This window comes from Vibrio astriarenae, from assembly GCF_010587385.1.
Taxonomy (GTDB): Bacteria; Pseudomonadota; Gammaproteobacteria; order Enterobacterales; family Vibrionaceae; genus Vibrio; species Vibrio astriarenae.
Genome location: NZ_CP047476.1, coordinates 1,070,807 through 1,090,731, shown reverse-complemented (window position 1 = coordinate 1,090,731; position 19,925 = coordinate 1,070,807). Strand labels below are relative to the sequence as shown.

17 protein-coding genes are annotated in these 19,925 nt (G+C 46.6%); 10 read left to right on the top strand and 7 right to left on the bottom strand.

All coding sequences use genetic code 11. From position 1 onward, the window contains the following. The first annotated feature begins 12 nt into the window (after nucleotides 1-12). The 5 genes from fdh3B to GT360_RS19200 all read left to right on the top strand — a co-directional run bounded on the left by fdh3B (nucleotide 13) and on the right by GT360_RS19200 (nucleotide 6,738). Complete coding sequence (gene fdh3B, locus GT360_RS19220; RefSeq protein ID WP_164650560.1) at nucleotides 13-621, top strand: formate dehydrogenase FDH3 subunit beta; 609 nt, start codon at nucleotides 13-15, stop codon at nucleotides 619-621. A gap of 14 nt (nucleotides 622-635) precedes the next feature. Next, on the top strand, nucleotides 636-1,694 hold the full coding sequence (locus GT360_RS19215; RefSeq protein WP_164650559.1) for a formate dehydrogenase subunit gamma: 1,059 nt from the start codon (nucleotides 636-638) through the stop codon (nucleotides 1,692-1,694). Then, nucleotides 1,678-2,094: a hypothetical protein gene (locus GT360_RS19210; protein WP_164650558.1), complete on the top strand. Its 417-nt coding sequence runs from the start codon at nucleotides 1,678-1,680 to the stop codon at nucleotides 2,092-2,094. Before GT360_RS19215 ends, GT360_RS19210 begins: the two co-directional genes overlap by 17 nt. A gap of 355 nt (nucleotides 2,095-2,449) precedes the next feature. Continuing rightward, complete coding sequence (locus GT360_RS19205) at nucleotides 2,450-3,574, top strand: efflux RND transporter periplasmic adaptor subunit (RefSeq protein ID WP_164650557.1); 1,125 nt, start codon at nucleotides 2,450-2,452, stop codon at nucleotides 3,572-3,574. An 11-nt stretch (nucleotides 3,575-3,585) separates the two neighbouring features. Beyond that, the gene (locus GT360_RS19200; protein WP_164650556.1) at nucleotides 3,586-6,738 is read left to right on the top strand and encodes an efflux RND transporter permease subunit; all 3,153 of its coding nucleotides are present in this window, start codon (nucleotides 3,586-3,588) and stop codon (nucleotides 6,736-6,738) included. A gap of 201 nt (nucleotides 6,739-6,939) precedes the next feature. Here the strand turns inward: GT360_RS19200 and GT360_RS19195 are convergent, their stop codons facing one another. Further along, nucleotides 6,940-7,431 (bottom strand): peptidylprolyl isomerase, encoded by a 492-nt coding sequence (locus GT360_RS19195; RefSeq protein WP_164650555.1) that lies wholly within the window; start codon nucleotides 7,429-7,431, stop codon nucleotides 6,940-6,942. A gap of 201 nt (nucleotides 7,432-7,632) precedes the next feature. Here GT360_RS19195 and GT360_RS19190 point away from each other — a divergent pair, with 201 nt between their 5' ends. Then, nucleotides 7,633-8,823 (top strand): amino acid aminotransferase, encoded by a 1,191-nt coding sequence (locus tag GT360_RS19190; protein ID WP_164650554.1) that lies wholly within the window; start codon nucleotides 7,633-7,635, stop codon nucleotides 8,821-8,823. 16 nt (nucleotides 8,824-8,839) lie between these two features. Further along, entirely contained in the window at nucleotides 8,840-9,508 is a 669-nt protein-coding gene (locus tag GT360_RS19185; protein WP_164650553.1) for a putative ATP-dependent zinc protease, read from the top strand. Between the two features lie 83 nt (nucleotides 9,509-9,591). Here the strand turns inward: GT360_RS19185 and GT360_RS19180 are convergent, their stop codons facing one another. After that, a complete protein-coding gene (locus tag GT360_RS19180) occupies nucleotides 9,592-9,783 on the bottom strand; it encodes a hypothetical protein (protein ID WP_164650552.1) in 192 nt (63 codons plus the stop codon). Nucleotides 9,784-9,966: 183 nt separating this feature from the next. Here GT360_RS19180 and yegS point away from each other — a divergent pair, with 183 nt between their 5' ends. Beyond that, complete coding sequence (gene yegS / locus GT360_RS19175) at nucleotides 9,967-10,875, top strand: lipid kinase YegS (protein WP_164650551.1); 909 nt, start codon at nucleotides 9,967-9,969, stop codon at nucleotides 10,873-10,875. Nucleotides 10,876-10,963: 88 nt separating this feature from the next. Here yegS and GT360_RS19170 read toward each other — a convergent pair whose 3' ends face one another. Both GT360_RS19170 and GT360_RS19165 read right to left on the bottom strand, forming a co-directional pair. Then, the gene (locus tag GT360_RS19170) at nucleotides 10,964-12,562 is read right to left on the bottom strand and encodes a VRR-NUC domain-containing protein (RefSeq protein WP_164650550.1); all 1,599 of its coding nucleotides are present in this window, start codon (nucleotides 12,560-12,562) and stop codon (nucleotides 10,964-10,966) included. A gap of 63 nt (nucleotides 12,563-12,625) precedes the next feature. Beyond that, on the bottom strand, nucleotides 12,626-13,873 hold the full coding sequence (locus GT360_RS19165) for an L-lactate MFS transporter (RefSeq protein ID WP_164650549.1): 1,248 nt from the start codon (nucleotides 13,871-13,873) through the stop codon (nucleotides 12,626-12,628). Nucleotides 13,874-14,381: 508 nt separating this feature from the next. Between GT360_RS19165 and GT360_RS19160 the strand changes: the two genes are divergently transcribed. Beyond that, complete coding sequence (locus GT360_RS19160) at nucleotides 14,382-15,482, top strand: patatin-like phospholipase family protein (RefSeq protein WP_164650548.1); 1,101 nt, start codon at nucleotides 14,382-14,384, stop codon at nucleotides 15,480-15,482. Between the two features lie 17 nt (nucleotides 15,483-15,499). On the opposite strand, the gene GT360_RS19155 is transcribed toward GT360_RS19160, so the two are convergent. Beyond that, on the bottom strand, nucleotides 15,500-16,663 hold the full coding sequence (locus GT360_RS19155; protein ID WP_164650547.1) for a threonine/serine exporter family protein: 1,164 nt from the start codon (nucleotides 16,661-16,663) through the stop codon (nucleotides 15,500-15,502). 183 nt (nucleotides 16,664-16,846) lie between these two features. Here GT360_RS19155 and GT360_RS19150 point away from each other — a divergent pair, with 183 nt between their 5' ends. Then, nucleotides 16,847-17,902 (top strand): lactonase family protein, encoded by a 1,056-nt coding sequence (locus GT360_RS19150; protein ID WP_239502649.1) that lies wholly within the window; start codon nucleotides 16,847-16,849, stop codon nucleotides 17,900-17,902. Here the strand turns inward: GT360_RS19150 and GT360_RS19145 are convergent. Continuing rightward, entirely contained in the window at nucleotides 17,899-19,179 is a 1,281-nt protein-coding gene (locus tag GT360_RS19145) for a sensor histidine kinase (RefSeq protein ID WP_164650546.1), read from the bottom strand. The two genes, GT360_RS19150 and GT360_RS19145, sit on opposite strands and share 4 nt — an antisense overlap. Further along, complete coding sequence (locus GT360_RS19140) at nucleotides 19,176-19,850, bottom strand: response regulator transcription factor (protein WP_164650545.1); 675 nt, start codon at nucleotides 19,848-19,850, stop codon at nucleotides 19,176-19,178. Before GT360_RS19140 ends, GT360_RS19145 begins: the two co-directional genes overlap by 4 nt. Nucleotides 19,851-19,925 lie beyond the last annotated feature (75 nt).

Sequence of the window (19,925 nt, the reverse complement as noted above, 5' to 3'; positions counted from 1 at the left end):
GGAGTGTAGACAATGGCTAAGATGAAATTCCTTTGTGACACCAAGCGTTGCATCGACTGTAACGGATGTGTCACCGCATGTAAGAACGAAAACGATGATGCACTAGAGTGGGGTATTCAACGTCGCCGCGTTGTAACACTCAATGATGGTGAACCAGGCGAGAGCTCAGTTTCTGTTGCTTGTATGCACTGTACCGATGCCCCTTGTAAAGCAGTGTGCCCTGCAGACTGTTTTGAGCAAACGGAAGACGGCATCGTTCTTCACAACAAAGATCTTTGTATCGGTTGTGGTTATTGCTTGTTTGCTTGTCCATTTGGTGCCCCTCAGTTCCCGAAACAGTCTGCGTTCGGTGAGCGTGGCAAAATGGACAAATGTACTTTCTGTGCAGGCGGCCCTGAAACAGAGGCAGGCTCAGAGGAGGAGCGCAGGAAGTATGGTGCGAACCGTATCGCTGAAGGTAAGCTACCGATGTGTGCTTCACTGTGTTCAACCAAAGCGTTGCTAGCAGGTGATTCAGCGAAAGTGTCTGATATCTTCCGTCAACGTGTTGTTGAGCGTGGCGCAAAAGGCGCAGGCTGGACTGACGGTGAAGACCTGTCTTACGACGCAACCAAAAGCTGATAGTGGAGAGAGATATGATTCAATATCTTAGACGTGTCTCTCTCGCCTTGCTGCCTATGCTGGCAGCAATGGTGTTAGCCCTATCGCTGCCTGTTTCTGCTGAGCAAACACAAAACGATGTGGCTCAGCGAGAGATGACACAGCTTGCGGGTGCAGACTTCTGGCGACAAGTGCGCCAAGGTGAAGGAGGCACAACGTCTTCAACGTTTCCAGAGCATGATGTGCTTATCAGCACCCCAGGCCAAACGTGGTACATTTTGAAAGAGAAGTGGATGTCGCCAGCGGGTGCCGTTGCCATCTTTGGCAGTATTGCGATGGTTACCTTGATGTATATCGTTGTTGGTCCGTTAAAGCTGAGCGCACCAAGAACTGGTCGCAAGATCAAGCGTTGGTCGCGACTCGATCGCGCTCTACACTGGTCAATGGCATTTACCTTCTTAACCCTCGCATTTAGTGGGCTGATGTTGGTTTACGGTAAGCACTTCTTAAAGCCGTATATTCCAACCGACTTGTGGGGCTTCATCATTATGCTGGCGAAGCAATACCACAATTACATTGGTCCGATCTTCTATGTCCTGCTGCTTGGTATCTTGATCAAGTGGTGGCGTAAGTCGATCCCAAGTAAAGTCGATCTTCAATGGATGCTCAAACTTGGCGGTATGGCGGGTAAGCATAAGGGCAGTCACCCATCTGCTGAGTTCTCAAACGCCGGTGAGAAAATTCTGTTTTGGATGCTCATTGTTGTCGGTACTGTGGTGGCATTCAGTGGCTTAGTTCTAGACTTCCCAATCTTTGGTCAAACTCGCCGAGATATGGAGCTATCGAACTTAGTCCATATGTTGGCCGCACTCATCCTTATCTGTGGTTTCGTCTTCCACATCTATATCGGTCTATTTGGTATGGAAGGGGCACTAGAAGGCATGGTGACAGGTGAAGTCGATGAAACATGGGCGAAAGAGCACCATGATATTTGGTATGAAGAGGTGATGGCCAAAGAGTCAGACTCTGAAGAGGTATCAACCGCCAAAACGGAACCGATGAAAGGAGAATCAAGCAATGAACAAACCTCATAAAGGAATATGGACGGCTTACATTCTGAGCTGCTTTACTCCGTTCACTTGTTTGATTTCCGGGGTTATTGCCATTGTTTATGCGGGATACCGACTGGACAAAGGCGAAGACGGTGAGGTGATGGATTCGCATTACTACGGGCTTATCCGCACTTTCTTCCTCAATCTGACATTCTTTGTTGTCTTGATCGTTACCGTCGCAACTTCAAATGGGGTACTTAAAGGTATTAATGACTACTGGTACCGCAGCCACGTTATCGATGATATAGCCTTTTACATTCCCTATATCGGAATGTTCATTGCAGCCATCGCCATTGTGATTTGGTTTGTTCGAATGTTTCAAGGCATGAAATTGCTCAATGAGAACAAGCCATTTGAGCGATTTACGCGACCGGATCTCTAATATGGTTATGGTGGGCTTTCGAAAGAGTGACTTATGTCACTCTTTTTTTATGGTAGTCATATTAAATGGAGTGCAGACACAAATAAATAGTTCAAGTGACCGGTTTTAAATCACATGAGTCGCTTTTTAAGCAATTGATTCAGAAGTTAAAAAAAGATGGAACTTTTCTAATATTGATGAGACAAATGTTTCGCCATTGGTGGTTACAAATTGCAACAGATTATGTTTGCAACCCGAATCATTAAGGAAGATTATGTGATCTATAACTATAAAACCGCTCAATAATATAGTGAGCGAGTAAACCAGTGGTTGCTCAAAACAATTAATCAACTACAACAAGTACTATCGGACATATATGCAAACTAAAAGCAAAATCGCTTTGCTAGTAACAGCCGCTATCGCATTGGCTGGCTGTGATCAGCAAGGCGGAGGGCAACAGGCTCAGGCTCTCCCTTTGGTTTCTGCCCAAAACGTAGAAACTATTGAATATCAACCGAGTAAGTCTTACATCGGCCGTGTTGAGGCGGTTGAAGATACCGAGGTGACAGCACAAGTTTCGGGTTACCTACAAGACCGTCACTTCCAAGAAGGTCAGATGGTTAAGAAAGGTGATCTGCTTTACACTATCGAACCCTCTTCTTTCTTAGCACAAGTTGCAAATGCAAAAGCAGCCGTTGCGCAAGCTGAAGCCGCACTGAAGAAAGCACAATTGGACTTTGAACGAGGCAAAGGTCTTCTACCTCGAGGCAGTATTTCCCAATCTGAATTTGATGCTTTGACTGCAACACAACTTGGTGCTGAAGCACAGCTTGCAGCAAGCCAAGCTCAGCTAAACCTAGCCGAAGTTAACCTGTCTTACACAGAGATTCGTGCGCCTTTCGATGGCCGTATCGCGGATAGTAAGGTTAGTAAAGGTGACCTTGTGTCACCATCTGCTGGTGTACTCACTACCCTCGTGAGTCTTGACCCAGTGCACGCCGCTTTCAGTGTCAGTGAGCGTGAACGTCTCAGCCTTGGAATCGACAAAGTGAAAGGTGATGGCAGTGCTGAGGCAGAAGCGGTTCAGGTTCAGGTAGAACTTGAGAATGGTGAAACGTTCGCCCAATTTGGCGAGCTCGATTTCCTCGGCAACCGTATCAACATTCAGACAGGCACAATTGCAATGCGAGCAGTTGTTCCGAACCCTGAGCAAGAGCTTCTCCCAGGCCAGCATATCAAAGTACGTCTGCTCGACCGTCAAACATCTGATGTGACCGTCGTGCCACGTCGTGCAGTTCAAACTGACCTCGAGGGTAACTTTGTCATGCTCGTTGCTGAAGGTGATGTAGCAGAGCGTCGCAATGTAGAGCTCGGTACTCAAGTTGAGGAAGGCGTGATCATTAAGTCTGGCATTGATGCTTCAGACGTTGTTATTACTCAAGGGCTGCAGCGAGTTCGAAATGGCGTACCAGTGCGTCTGCAAGAAGCGCAAGCTGAATAAGGAGCTCTAGTATGCTAAGTCGCTTCTTTATTCAAAGGCCAAAGTTCGCTTTGGTTATCTCTATTATCCTGACGTTGGCGGGTGCAATCTCTTTGATGGTATTGCCCGTAGCCGAGTACCCTAAGATCAGTCCACCTTCTGTAAGTGTGACTGCCTACTACACGGGTGCGAGTGCTGAGGTAGTAGAGCAAGCCATTGCCGACCCGATAGAAACCTCGGTGAACGGCGTTGAGAACATGATCTACATGTCATCAAAGAGTGCGAACGATGGTTCTTATAACCTCAACGTGACCTTCGATGTCGGTACAGACCCTGATATGGCTCAGGTAAACGTACAGAACCGTGTCTCGCAGATTGAATCTAAGCTACCTCAAGAAGTTCGTCAGGTTGGTGTTACGGTTAAGAAACGTTCACCTGACTTGTTGATGGTACTTAACTTCTACTCACCAGACGGTCGTTATGATGACCAGTTCCTGATTAACTACATTAACCTGAACGTAAAAGACCAGCTTGCACGTGTGAAAGGTATCAGTGAAGTTAATGTAATCGGTGGTGGTGAATACGCGATGCGTGTGTGGTTAGACCCAGAAAAAATGGCTAACCTCAAGCTGACAACCACTGATGTCTACGGTGCACTAGCAGAGCAAAACGTGCAGGTTGCAGCAGGTCGAATTGGTGCCGCGCCATACGCTAACCCACAGGAAGTTCAGTTTAACCTGGTAACGAAAGGTCGTCTTGAGAGCGTTTCAGAGTTTGAAAACGTGATTTTGCGTGCTAATGCTGATGGTTCAACTGTCTATTTGAAAGACGTTGCACGTGTAGAGCTTGGTAAAAAGTTCTATGACGGTAATGGTAAGTTCCGTGGTCAAGATGCCTCTATCGTTGCACTGTCACTTCAGTCGGACGCAAACGCTCTAGAGAGTGGTCAAGCCGTTATGGATATGCTCGATAATATGAGCAGTAACTTCCCTGAGGGCATGGAATATGAAACCAGTTACGATACAACGATCTTTGTTGCTGAGTCGATCAAAGGGGTAGTTAAGACCCTAATCGAAGCAATCTTGTTGGTAATCGCAGTAACTTACCTATTCCTTGGTAGTGCGCGTGCGACTTTGATTCCAGTTGTAGCGATCCCCGTTTCGTTGATTGGTACGTTTGCGATCATGCAGGCGACAGGCTTTACCATTAACACGGTAACCCTGTTCGGTTTGATCTTGGCAATTGGTATCGTAGTAGATGACGCGATTTTGGTTATCGAAAACGTTGATACCACAATGGCGAAAGACCCAACACTCTCTCCTCGTAAAGCAACATTGCTTGCGATGAAAGAGGTAACGGGCCCAATCATTACTTCGACTCTAGTACTGCTTGCCGTATTCTTACCAGTAGCTATGCTGCCAGGTATTACGGGCATCATGTACCGTCAGTTTGCACTGACGATCTGTATCTCTGTAGTGATCTCGTCGATCAACGCGCTGACTCTGTCCCCAGCACTGTGTTCTTTGGTGCTTAAACAGGGTGGTGATAACACGGCTAACTGGTTCAAAGCCTTCAACCGTGGTCTAGAGCGTGTAACGCATCGTTACGGTCAGGTAGCCGGTTTCTTGGTTAAGAAATCCCTGATGTTGGTTGCGTTCTTCTTCGTCGCAGTTGCTGCAGTAACTTTCTTTGCGAAAACAACGTCAACGGCATTTGTACCGCAGGAAGATAAAGGTATCTTGCTGGTTAACGTTCAGCTACCAGACTCAGCTTCTCTATCTCGTACAGAAGAAGTGTCTGAAAAGCTGATGGATATTGTCACCGCGGAACCGGGCATTGATGGTGTAACGGTTGCGAATGGCTATGCATTCATGACAGGCGCAGCAGCATCGAATGGTGCGTCTCTGTTCATCAAACTGCATGATTGGGATATGCGTAACTCGCTAGAAGGTGACCACTCTTCAGATGCGATTGCTGCGCGTATTAACGGTATTGCAGCGCAACAGCTACCACAAGCGATCGTATTTGCTATGGGGCCTCCAGCGGTTCCGGGTATGGGTGCTGCGTCAGGCTTCGAGTTTGTACTTGAAGATACGCTTGGTCGTAGCCGTACTGATCTTGCAATGGTGATGGGTGATTTGATTGCAGAAGCAAACAAACAACCTGAAATTGCGTTTACGTTTAGTACGTTCCGTGCCAACGTGCCACACTACTATGTTGATATAGACCGTGAAAAAGCACAGCAACTGGGTATCCCACTGTCGTCAATCTTCCAGACGCTTCAGGGTAACCTAGGTTCGATGTACGTGAACGACTTCACGATGTTCGGTAAGAACTTCCGCGTGACGATGCAGGCAGACAGCCAACACCGTAGCAGCATGGAAGACCTCGAACTGTTCCACGTTCGTTCATCAGCAGGCGAGATGATCCCACTCAGCACGCTGGTCAGCTACGAGCAGGTGTTTGAGCCGGATGTAGCATGGCGTTACAACATGTACCGCAGTGCGATCGTTCAAGGCCAAGCAGCACCAGGTTACTCAAGTGGTGACGCGATTGCAGCAATGGAACGTGTCGCGGCAGATCTCTTGCCTCAAGGCTACCAATACGAATGGACAGGTATGGCTTACCAAGAAGTTCTAGCGGGTAACCAAGCGATCTACGCATTTGCTCTAGCACTGATCTTTATTTACCTATTCATGGTGGCGCAATATGAGAGTTGGTCAATCCCACTGGCCATCATCCTGGTGGTACCGGTAGCAACGTTAGGCTCCTTCCTCGCATTGAACCTAACAGGCACGCCTCTAAACTTGTATGCGCAGATAGGTCTCGTCCTCTTGATAGCCTTGGCCGCAAAGAATGCAATCTTGATTGTAGAATTTGCGAAGCAAGAGCGTGAAGAGAAAGAAGTCGACCTAGATGAAGCGGCTGTACAGGGTGGTAAACTGCGTTTCCGTGCGGTAAACATGACGTCATGGTCGTTTATCTTGGGTATTTTCCCATTGATCTTCGCCGCAGGCGCAGGTCACGTGAGCCAGAACTCGCTGGGTATTTCACTGGTGGGTGGTCTACTATGTGTGCTACTCGCAGGTACATTCCTAATTCCAGGCTTCTACGCAATGGTTCAACGCCGTCGTGAGAAGATCCATGGGGGCAGTACCAAGCTAATTCCGTTAGATGACGAGTAATATCGCTGTTTAGCTGATTTGAGCTGAAACTAAAAACGCCAGTTGTTTGATGCAACTGGCGTTTTTTTATGGCTTTGTTATTTGTCGTCACCCTGAGCTCGACTCAGGGTCTATTCACCACAAGCGACTAGCTCAACGGAGACTATGACCAGATACTGAGTCAATCTCAGCATGACAGTGTATGTTGCAAGGACAGAACCACTAATCTACGGTTACACGCTCAATCATAATAGTCTCTGCTGGCACATCATCATGCCCCATGCGTGATAGCGTATGTACCTCGGCAATCTTGTTGACCACATCCATGCCCATTGTCACTTTCCCGAATACCGCATAACCCCAACCGTTGTTGGTTTTTGCTGTGTGATCGAGAAAATCGTTGTCATCAAGATTGATAAAGAATTGCGCGGTTGCAGAGTGCGGGGCGTCAGTACGCGCCATCGCGATTGTGCCAACCGTGTTTTTTAGGCCGCGATTTGCTTCATTGGTGATGGGAGAGCGTGTCTCTTTTTCATCCATCAGCTCAGTGAGGCCACCACCTTGTATCATGAAGCCTTTGATGACGCGGTGGAAGATCGTTCCATTATAGAAACCATCTTCACAGTATTTTTTAAAGTTGCGTGAAGAAACCGGTGCCTTGTCTTTATTGAGTTCGATTTCGATGTCACCAACGTTGGTGTGAAGCGTAATCATGATGTCTTGCCCTCTTGCTGAGTTATGGGCGGAATTATAGGTAATGGCGGCGTGAAATAACAAGTTTTGGTAGGTTGTGTGAATACAATCTGACCGTTATTGTCGTTAGGCATGATGTGTCGTTACATTCATGTTGCAGAGGCTTAGGGTTCAATGCTAACTTGAAGCCTGTTACTTGAATTTCAAAGGGTTGTGACTTTCATGTTTTCCCAATTACCAACGCCAGTGTTGGACCCAATTCTTTCTCTTTCGGTTGCTTACCGAAACGATGAACGTAAAGACAAAGTCGATCTCGGTATCGGTGTCTACAAAAACAGCCAAGGCGAAACGCCAATTATGGAAGCGATTGTGCAAGCGCAGCAAATTGTTGCTGATACGCAAAAGACAAAAGCTTACGTTGGTCTTGCTGGTTGTGAAGAGTTTAACCAGTCAATGATTGATCTGCTGTTAACTGGCACTTCAGCAATGGATCGCGTTGCAGCGATTCAAACGCCAGGTGCGAGTGGTGCACTGCGTATGCTCGGTGACCTAATGGCTGTTGCTCAACAAAACACGACTGTTTGGCTGTCTAACCCAAGCTATGTCAATCACAAGCCAGTGATGGAAGCGGCGGGTTTAAAAGTGAAGTTTTATCGCTACTTCAGTCCAGAGACAAAGCAAGTGGATTTAGACGCCATGATGTCTGATCTAGCAACCGCTGGTAAAGATGATGTGGTTTTGCTGCACGGCTGTTGTCATAACCCAACCGGTGCAGACATTGACTTTGCTACGTGGCAAGCCATTACGGCTCTTTCACAAAAAAATGGTTTCACGCCATTTGTCGACATTGCTTATCAAGGCTTTGGTGATGGTTTAGAGCAAGATGCGCAAGGCTTGCGTTATATGGCTGATAACGTGGAAGAGATGCTTATCACGACGTCGTGCTCGAAAAACTTTGGCTTATATCGTGAGCGCACTGGCGCGGCAATCGTGATTGGTCAGAACCAGAAAGACGTTGCTAATGCTAAGGGCAAACTGCTTACGCTAGCTCGTTCCACTTACACTATGCCGCCGGATCACGGTGCTGCACTGGTGAAGACGATCCTTCAAAGTGATACGCTGACGAACACGTGGAAACAAGAACTGAATCAGATGCAGCAGCGATTGGTTTCACTAAGAACGCAGCTATGCCAAACACTTAGAGCTGAGTATCAAACCAGCCAGTTCGATTTCATTGAGCAGCACAAAGGCATGTTTACTGTGCTAGGCTTTACTCAAGAGCAGATGGCTAAGCTTCGTGAAGAGTATGCAATCTATGGTGTTGGTGATGGTCGTATCAATATCGCAGGCCTAACTGAAAAGCATGTTCCTTATGTCGCCAAAGCGATCTTTGACGTTGCACAACAAGCTTAAATTCACGAGGGAATAGATGAATAATACGCGTCAACTTTTAATTACGTTACTGTTCACCGGTGCTTTGGCGGCATGTTCAACCACACCGCCACCAATCGAGCCCGATGCCCCAGAGCCAGAAATCGAGCAACCAATTGAAAAGCCCGATGCTGAGAGACCTGTTGAGCCAGAAATTGAGCAACCAGTAGAACCAGAGGTTGACCCAGAGATTGCAACGAAACCAGAACCTAAGCCTCTTCCGACGAAAACCGAAGACGGAAAACTGATTCTGGGGGCGAAGGAGTGGGTCTACTTCCCAGGGCTTGCGCAGAACGTTAATGCACGTATTGATACTGGTGCGACAACGTCTTCGATTAGTGCGGTCGAAATCGTTCCTTTTGAACGTGATGGTAAAGACTGGGTTAAGTTCAAGATTGAACATGAGGGTGTGAAAACCAAAGAGCTGGAAGCGCCTGTGCAACGCTGGGTTAAAGTGAAACAGTCAAGTGCTGACGAGACACAACGACGAGCAGTCGTGATGGGCTGGATCCAAATTGGTGACCTTAAAGAACAGACCTCATTTACGTTAACCGATCGCACTCACATGGATTTCCCTGTGTTGCTAGGTCGCAGTTTCTTCAATGATGTCGCGATGATTGACGTGAGCCGCAGCTATGTCCAAGGGAAAACAACACCGAAAAAATAGTTATCTCCTTTTGTAGTACTTGTAGATAGAAAAAGAGCGCTCTCAATGATATTGAAGCGCTCTTTTAGTTTACGATTAGGTAATCAACTACCATACCAATCATCCATAAAGTACTGTCCTTCCGGTGCATAGGGGTCATCGTCAAAGGGAGTGTCTGATTTTGACTTTAATGACTCTATCTGCTGCTCTAGCATATTGATTGTATCGTAGTCTCCTTCAGAGCTGGCAATGTAGATCTCCTGCTCTAACATCTCGATTCTATCTCGTAGTTTCATAGTGGCCTCCTAAACTGAATCGGATTTAAGATTGCTACAACCCACGGAAACAGCTGTTTCCGATTTTCCTTTCGATTATAGTTAAGCAATACCAGAACGATCAGAAAAAAACGCACAAGTTAGGCTAGGGTATGTGTCTGTTTAGACGTTGTTGTGCAAGCCAGGCAAGCTAGGGATAGAAGTATGAATAACTTAAGAGCGATTCTCAATGGTAAGAAAGCAGGGCAAGCTGAGTTAAGAAACGCGATTTTCTCTGCCCGTGAGCAGGGTGTTGATGTGGAAGTACGAGTGACGTGGGAATCTGCAGACATGCTTCGGCTGGTATCTGAAGCCATTGCAGATGGTATACAACGCATCGCCGTGGCGGGTGGAGACGGCAGTGTCAATGAGGCGGTGACAGCACTTTGCCAGTTCCCTAAGTCTAAGCGTCCCGAGCTTGCTATCTTGCCAATGGGCACCGCCAATGACTTTGCGAAAGCTTGCGAAATCCCAAGTGATATTGATAAAGCTCTGGTGCTGGCCTTAACCGGACAAGCCTATTGGGTCGATAGCATCAAAGCGAATGAGCGCTGCGTGATGAATGTCGCATCGGCAGGCTTTGGTGCGCAGGTGACTGTTGAAACCCCTGTTGAGCTGAAGAACTTTCTAGGTGGCGGCGCTTATACATTGACTGGGCTAGTCAAGGCGTTGCAGTTCCAACCGTATAACGGAACACTGCTGTCAGAGCGAGGCTCTTGGAGTGGCGATGTGCTTGTTGGTGCGTTTTGTAATGGCCGATTTGCAGGGGGCGGCCAACCACTCGCGCCTAATGCGTATATCAACGATGGCCTGATGGATATCTCCTTGGTAAAACACTTCCCACCGTTAGCTCTGCCGCAGGTTGTTGAAGAGTTAAAGCGTTTTGACAGTGAAGGAGAGTATGTCATTCACGGACAAACGAAATGGACAGAGGTCGACTTCCCACAAATATTGCCCATCAACCTCGACGGCGAACCATATCAAAGCCAAAAAGTAAGGTTTGAGATTCAGCCAGAGTCGATTCATTTGGTGTTACCGGAGAACTGTCCTTGTTTGTTGCTACAAGCAGGCTAAAACATACTCTTGAAGCGGTTGACGCAAGTGAGGAGCGATCGAAGCGTCCTTTTAAAAATAGCCTTCATTGAATAACGGAGTTAAATACTTACTCAACCCAACACACTCGAACGGGTACCTCAAGGCGCTGAAACTCCCTAATCCAGCGCCACTGGTTATCTTGTAACTTATCTCCAGGCCCTTTTATCTCAACCCAGCGATAGTTATGCTCGTTGAACAAGATCAAGTCAGGCATACCTGTTCGAAACAGTTTGATGTCAGACAGGAACACCCGAAAAAGCTCTGCCAGTGTGTTGTGGGGAATGTGTTTGATTGCTTGCTCAATTAACTCTAAAGGCAACCATTTCCAGTGGACAAACGGATTCGCGATGCCTTGCTTTTGCTCGAACGTTCTCAAGATAAAATCAAGATCACCGTTGCGGATTTGGGTGAGTATCGCCTCAATTTGAGGGGCGCGCTTTTTCGCAAAATCAGCATGGTAAAGATCGAGGGGGCGATGTTGATATCGGTTCACAAACGCTTTATCGATGTCGGCGAAGATAACGCTCCAAAACGTCAAACCAAACAAGCCATTCAGCAGTAGGTTTTCGCTGTAGAACACCTCCCAACCTTGAGCTTCATAATGGCTTTTGGCTGCCAGTTCGACACGCTGAGTTGTCAGATCTAGAGTGAGTCGGTCCTCAGCCACCTTAGGTTTGTTCACTCTTGGGACTTTATGCTTTTGCTTGCGCATCAGCCTCACTTGCAGCTTTTCACCTATCTCTTTCTCTTCGATGTTATAGGGTGAATCAAGAATCGCCTTAACGATTGATTCCATATTCGCAATATCATCTTGTTTGTCAAAGATACGAGCTTGACGCTCTCTCGCCGGAGGCAGAGTGCTTTTGGCAAACCATGCTAACGCTTCATTATAGGCTCCCAATCGTTCTAAATCGCGAGCAATGGTATTGATGAGAGCTTCTCGCTTACGCTGGATACTGGGGTGGCTCGAGTGTGGTAGTTGCTTGAGTATATCGACGAGTAGGTCAGTGGTTTTGCTCTCGAGTGAGTAATAGCTATCCTTTGCATGGCTGATTTGTATTAAAGCCTCCACCTCTGAGCGATTCTGAAAGTATCTCGCTTCTTCTCTGAGTGGGTAGTTTTCAAATTGATGGACGCCCAAGTCATCAAGCACAAACTGACTCAAGTCTTGCCTGGTGTTGGCAAAAAACAGCACCAGTAGAGTGGTGATTATGTCGGCATCTCGCAACTCTATAAACTCAATGTTATCTAAACAGACAGAGAAAGAATTTGGCAGTTGCGATAGAAGGTCTGATTTAGAACAGGTGTTTTTTAGCTGCGGGAAGACTTTGCACAGCTCTGGTTTGGTCAAAAGAGTTGAAACCGCCTCACTCTGAGTAAGCACAGGGGATACTTGGATAAACCCATGATGGGATAGCGTATCAATGGCTTCTGAAAGATTGATGATTTCAGTGTAATTGAGTTTATCACTGCGAAACCAGTGGCCTTTGCGAGACAGTAATCTGACAAGGAGACACTGTGCTTCACTATCTAGAGCGTCGAACCGACATATCCAATTGAGCTCTTCGGTGGTCAGTAGGTCAGAATAAAACTCAGTAGCGTGTTGAGTGAGCTTGCGGAAGTTATGCAGATAATAATCAGGGGCGAGTTCTATGGTTTGAGTCATCAGCAGCGGATACAAAAAAGGCTTAACCCTAAGGTTAAGCCTTTCTCTCTAAGAAGCCAATGCCTATGCTGATGCAGTCGCGGCTTTTAGTTGTGCCATTTTCTGCTCAGAAATTGGCTTAGTCACTAGAGCGAGAACCACACATACACCCATCATTGCTGCTGACATTGTGTAAGCTAGTGTGTAGCTACCGCCACCTTGTGCCATTGAGTAACCAACAACAGCTGCACCGATTGCACCACCAATACCCCATGCTGTGTATAGGATGCCGTAGTTCGTGCCGTAGTTTTTCAGACCGTAGTACTCTGAAGAGATAGATGGGAATACTGCTAGAAGCGTACCGTAACCTACCGCTGCGATTGCTGTACCGATAATTAGAGTGAACTCCGAAGTGAAGGTAGCAAATAGCACCATGTTCACGCCTTGTAGAGCGAATGCTAGAAGTAGTGTACGCATACAACCGATCTTGTCAGATAGGATGCCTGCTGCAACGCGACCGCCTGAGTTGAATACCGCTAGGATAGACGCGAGGTAAACCGCGTTTGGTAGGTTCGCTTGAACGCTAGCGATGTTAGTGATGTTACCAATGATCATCAGACCAACAGAAGCAGCGAACGCGTACATTACCCATAGAGAGTAGAACTGAGGTGTTTTCAGCATTGCAGTCCAAGTCAGATCTTCTGCTCGCTTAACCACTTTAGGTGCTTGACCTGCTTTTACTTTTGGCTCTTCAGGTGTGTAGTCTGCTGGTGGGTTGTTGATTGTACACGCTAGTGGAACAGCGACAACAAGAACACCGACACCAAGAATCAGGAACGCGGTGTTGATGCCCATTGTAGAGATCAGCATTGATGTAAGTGGTGCAAGGTAGATAGCCGCTAGACCAAAACCTGCTGCGATAAGGCCGTTAACCAGACCTTTTTTGCTTGGGTGGAACCACTTCATTGCCGATGGAGATAGACATGCGTAGCCGAAGCCGATACCCATACCAGAGATCACACCGAATGTGATGTTAAGACCAAGTACTGAATCAACAAAGCCAGAAGCGATCATGCCAAGGCCGGTTAGCGTTGTACCTAGAATAAGAATTTTACGTGGACCCATGCGGTCTTGCAGAATACCAGCGACAAGTAGAGAAATTGAGAAAACAACAGTGGCTACCGCGTAAGGTGAAGAAGCGTCAGCCGCGTCCCAACCAAAGTCGGTTACTAGGGCTTTATTAAATACACTCCAGGCATACAGAATGCCAAGACAAAGGTTGATACTGAATCCTGCTAGAAGGATGCGAGTCGCTTTATCAAACTTGCTCATTGTTTTTCTCATTTGTGCGGCTCAAAAATTGAGCTGCGGGTTAAAAGTTAATGGGTCTATATTCAAATTTTGTTTGCGTTTATCAACAGACTTCGCAAACGAGCGCGGATTATAACCAATATAAATGTGATTGGAATCCCTTTTTTCGTCTTAACCGAATTTAAATTCATCTATTTCCGAGGTTTTAACGAATAATTGGGTCGAAATCGTTGAAAATGTAGGTGTTTTCAAGTGGTTCTAGCTAACTTAATATTAGCAAAAAAACCATAAATCATTGTTTTTATGTGGTTATTAGTTTTATTGATACCCGGTTGGTTTTCAATAAGAATTAATCAAGCAAGATGGCGTAGAAAACCGCGATTCGTGTTAAATTGAGGGTTGTTGTGAGGTAATATGCGGTGACATGCATCCTGATGAAACTGCCAAATGGACACTCAATTATTGTTGAGTGCCACTTAGTTTCTGCTACGCAGTATGTTGAACAATAAACGTTGAGGAATAGAAACAAGTGGATAGTCGTTTCGCGCTAGTGGTACAGGGTGGTGGTCAAAAAGGGGTTTTTGCAGCTGGTGTTCTTGATTACTTTAAAAAGCAACAATTTGACCCATTTTCTCTCTATTTGGGCACTTCCGCTGGCGCTTTGAATGTTGCGGCCTACGTGGCCGGTCAACAGGGCTTAGGGCTAGATTTCATCCTCAACTATTCAACGCACAATCGCTTTTTTGACTTTAATAAGTTCTTGCGCAAAGAGCAGCCAATGGATCTCGACTGGGCATTTCAGTTTGTAGAAACGGGTGAGTTTCCGCTTGATATACAAAAGGGTAAGGAAAGGCTTGGTAGAAATCGACAGGCTTTAGCCTGTATCACTCATGTTGAAGAGATGAAGGATTACTACTACCCGATTTTCGCCGATAACTGGTTTGACGTATTACGAGCCACTTGCGCGATCCCGATGCTCTATTTCCACGATATTGAGTTTGATGGGGCTACCTGGGTTGATGGTGGTGTTACCGCATCCATTCCTGTCCGTGAGGCGTATCGTCGTGGTGCTAATGAGATTGTGGTTATTACGACCGATGCCATTTTGGAGCAGGATAAAGAGGACAAGTTCGATTTATCTATAGAGCGCTTCAAGCAGGAGCTCGATACTGGGCTTGATCCGCTCATCCATAAATATGGCCTGCATGGCCATCGAGATACACTGGTCGATTTCCGCAATCAATTCGTTGATAAACTGTCACAGTGGCAAGAAAGCCGTAAAAAGGATCTTTTTGACCGAATTCCTCCCGAGTGGCTACCAGATACAGAAAAACTCGCTCAAATGATTACAGAGCAGAAGGATAAACTGAATTTTTCCAAGCCGAGTTCACAGAAAATGGACATGTTAGTGAACCACTATGCAAGCCATGAGTCGGTGAAAGAGTTTATGCGTGCGCCACCTGAAGGGGTCACTATTCACGAAATTGCCCCTAAAAAGACACTGCAAACCAAGGGCTTGTTGAGTAGCAAGGATGACATTATGGCGGATTATGAAAGTGGCCAGCTCGCAGGCTTTGAGTTTCTTAACAAGCTTCAGGAGCGAGATACAAGCACGCTCCTGAGTGAGTAGAGCTGAAGCGAATCTGATTAACGGTCTATTTTTGGTGAATAAATGGAATAGGCTGTGATTTGTCCCGCAACGATAGCAGAAAACATGAATACCGCGGAAAGACCGATATCAGGGATTGGCAACACGGATTGCTCGAACACGGACTGACTGGCACTAACGAGCACACGACTGCCGGGAACTAAGATAATGATCCCTTGGACAATATAAATCGATCCTGTGAGGTCAAGGCGTTTGGCTATCCAAGTACCGTACAAGGTGATCAAAACGGTGGTGACCCAAGTACCAACGACCCATCCACTCTCAAAGCCCAAATAGAAAGGCCCCCACATCCCCAATACAGCAACAGGCAAACCGAGAAGAATATCTTTCGGTCGCGCGTTAAACATGACGCCAATTGATGTGGAGATCAGCAGTAAGCCAAAGTAGTGCATCCACAGTGGAATTTGATTGGTGTAGGAGATTGAGTCAACTTGACCAAACCACGCCTCACCGATGTTGAGGCCAATAACGACACCAACAAAAAGTTTGATTAAAGTGAGTGCGCTTTGTCCTAACAGAGCAGTGCCAGAGACTAGGTCGTTAAAGGCAAGACACTCTAGCGAGTTGGCAATCGATAAACCGGGAACGAACAGAACAATAGAGGCGATACACAGTGCCCAGATAGGCACATTCGCACCCATGCTGACTATTAGGGCAACAAAGATACCGGTTAGTAGAGCCGAAATAAACTCAACCGCAATGGCTCTGCGCCCATGACAGATCTGCTGGACCAACCAAACGATAAAACCCAGAATGGTTGCATACCCAACTGCCTCGAGAGTACTCCCTACAAGCATTAGATAGGCGGGTGGAATCCCCATGTTCGCCAATGCCACAACCCATTTAGGATAGGAAACCGCCTCTGGAACGGGGTCTTTAGAAGGACGGTTAATACGGTCGATAGTGTTTGCTAGCAGACCCAAATTGATTGATGCTGGCTTAAGGCGCTTTAAAACGACGGTATTGTTCTTGTCTGGGAACTGGTAGTTAATCGCAGTTGGAGTGGCTTGTACCATGACATCAATACCATGCTTACTGGCATAATATTGGGCGTATTTTTCTACTTTGTACGGTGGGCACCCACAGCGATGAAGTGTGTCGCCAATTTCGACAATTTTCTTAATTTTATACGGGGACGGCATAGCAGTCTTCTTTGGTTTTTGAGCAGCGCGCGTAACTTACCAAAGACACTAGTAATTTGCGAGTATAAACCGCGTTACAAGGCGATGACTTTCTCCCAGTTTCATTGGGTTATCGGAGCGTATTCACATTTCACGGCTTTGCGATTGAATAGGTTGGCTGTGTTGGGCAAGGTAAACGCCTTTTTGAAGTACTCAGATGTGATTATGCAAAACCAAGATCTGCAAACCTTTTATGTTGGATGTTATACAGACAGTCGCCCTAATTCTGGTCTTAACCTGATACACCTCGATACCACCAGCGGTGAACTCAGTCAGGGTGACGTTGCTTTAGCCACAAGTAACCCTTCTTACTTGATAGAACGAGAGCACGGAATCTATACCTTCAATGAGACTAGTGAAAAAGAGGGCTCAAAGCTGCATTTCTTAGCGAGTAGTGGCGTGCTTCACAGCTTACCGAGCGAAGGTGATTACCCTTGCCATATTGATATCAACCAACAACAAAACTGCTTGGCGTTGGCTCACTATGTCTCTGGCAATGTGAACCTATACGCCCTCAGCCCACAAGGTGTTCCGGTTGCGCTTATTGGCAAGTTAGTCAACTCAGGCTCTGGTCCAAACCAGCAGAGACAGGAGTCCTCACACGCTCATATGGTAACGTTTTTGAACCATCGCTCACATTTAATGACCATCGATTTAGGCACCGATAGTATCCATGTTTATCAATTGGATCCGGCCGACTGCTCTACAAAGCGACTGCAAACATTGGAATTACCAGCGGGTAGTGGTCCAAGACATATGGTATTGAATACAGAAGAAACACGAGCTTGGGTGGTCTGTGAGCTGTCAGAGACGTTAGTGACTCTCGAGTTTCATGAAGGCGCTTGGGAAAGCATTGATCAGCAGCCCTTACTACCGGGATCCGAATCAAAAGAGGCGGCCGCAGCAATAAAGCTGTCCCCTGATGGCCGTTTTATTTATGTCTCTTGTCGCGGCCAAAACAAGCTGGTGCAGTTTGATGTTACTGGTGACAAACCAATGCGCGTTGCGGAAACGCAGATTAGTGGTGATTTTCCACGCGACTTTGTCGTTACGCGAGACGGACAGTGGGTTCTCGTTGCTAACCAGCACTCTCACTCAATTGAGAGTTTTGCCCGCTGCACTGAGTCTGGGACACTGAAATCAACAGGCTATAAAATTAACTCATACGCGCCGGTTTGTTTGGTAGAAAAAGCCCTTTAACGCTGAAAGTAAATCGTGGCGATACAGCCTTGCTGCTGTGCATTTTGTAGCGTAAATTGCCATTGGTAGCGTTCACAAAGGTCATGGATAATTAGCAGCCCTAGTCCATGGCCTTCGGTGGCTTCTTCTTTTGAGCCACTATCCTCATCGAGTCCACGTCCTTGGTCGATCACTTCTAGTTTGCTTGAGTCTATGGAGACCACCACTTCTCCCTCTTGGCTGGCAGCGATCGCATTTCTGATCATGTTACTTAAAAGGATATTGATGACTGCGGACGATGCCTTGGTTTCAGGCGAGCCTTCATAGAGTGTCTTAAACTCAATCTGTTTTTGATCCGCTTGAGCTTGGTTCTGGCGTAGGATGTACTCAATCTCTTGCTTTTCAATCACTCGCAAAGGCGTGTCATCTTGATTACGCTCATAGCGCACCAGACTTAAGAGTGCGTCTACCATGCCCGACATGTTTTCTGTTGCTTCTTTAATGCGGTCAATTTGTCTTTGTTCAAAGGCACTGTGTTCACTGCGCGATAGCAGTGAGGAGGATCCTTTCATCACTGTAAGCGGGGTGCGCAACTCATGGCTGGCGTAACGTGCAAAAGCTTGCTCTCGTTTGAGTAAGGTGTTGACCTGCGTGCGATACTCATTGAGCTGCTTAGAGAGTAGTTGAAACTCTGATGCAGCATTATTTGACACGCTAAATTGTTTGGATGTATCTCCTTCATGACGATGAAGTTGGTTAGACAGTTGACTAACAGGTTCAATTAAGCGCGTTGAGAGTCGGTTTAGTAATATACCGAAAACCACCAGTAAGATACTAACGAGTGCGAGGGCAATACAGACCACGAAGATAAACTCTTTTTGAGTCATCTCTACACGGTCAACCAATGAAATGACAATCACTTTACGCTGTTCACCTTCGGTGTAGAAATTGTCCATGTAGATCATGTGTGATTCAGGATCCGATCCCGTTTCATCGAGGAAGGTGTCTTTGCCCATTAAGAGCTCGCGAAACTCAGCAGGAACAGATTCAATTGAGCTGTAGGCTGAGGTTAACGAGTCAAGCTGAACAGATTTTGCTTTAGGAAAAAGGTTGAAGTAAGCGATGGCATCATCACGATCAATATTGATGCGCCTCTCACTCACACGATCTTCCGCATAATAGAGTGAAGCGGCAATCAACACGTAGCAGAGTACGCCAATGACAACAGAAAACAGAGCGAAAAACCAGGCAAGTCGCCCGGTTAGACTGTGTGTATTGGCGAAGAAGTGTCGTGTCATTGCTGCTCCAGACGAAAACCGACTTTTGGCACCGTCACTAGAATAGGAGAATCGAACGGCTTGTCGAGCTGGTTTCTCAACTGATAGATATGACTGCGCAATACGTCGTTGTTTGGCTCTTGCTCTTCCCACAGTGCTTCAGCGATCTCTTGGCGAGTTAAAATTTCCGGTGCCTTACGGACCAGCATATCCAATATTTTGTAAGTCGTTGGGTTCAATGCCAGTAGCTTGTTTTGACGATAGGCTTTGCGGGTCGCTGATTTAATCACAATGTCGCCAAACTCGAGGTTATTACTGGCTACGGCCCCGTGATAGCGTCGAATTAGCGCCCCCATTCGAGCCTCAAGAATATCAAGGTCGAAGGGTTTGGTGAGATAGTCATCTGCGCCAAATTTGAACCCCTTCAACATATCTTCACGGCTATCGAGAGCAGTGAGCATCAAGATAGGAGTGTTGTTTCCTTGTTCACGTAATTTTTCACATACCGTTAGGCCATCCATACGTGGAAGCATGAGGTCTAACAGTATGATATCAAATCGGTTTTCTGTCGCTAGCTTGTAGCCGAGCTCACCATTGTCAGCGTAGTCTAGCTCCATTCCAACATACTCAAAGTAGTCAAATAGCATGTTGGCAATCTCACGATTATCCTCGATCAACAGCACCTTTTTCATTGTTGTCTCCGCAAGCTTCTGTTCGTTCTATTATTCGCCATTATTGTGTAAAAAATGTCGACAACATCTCTTTCA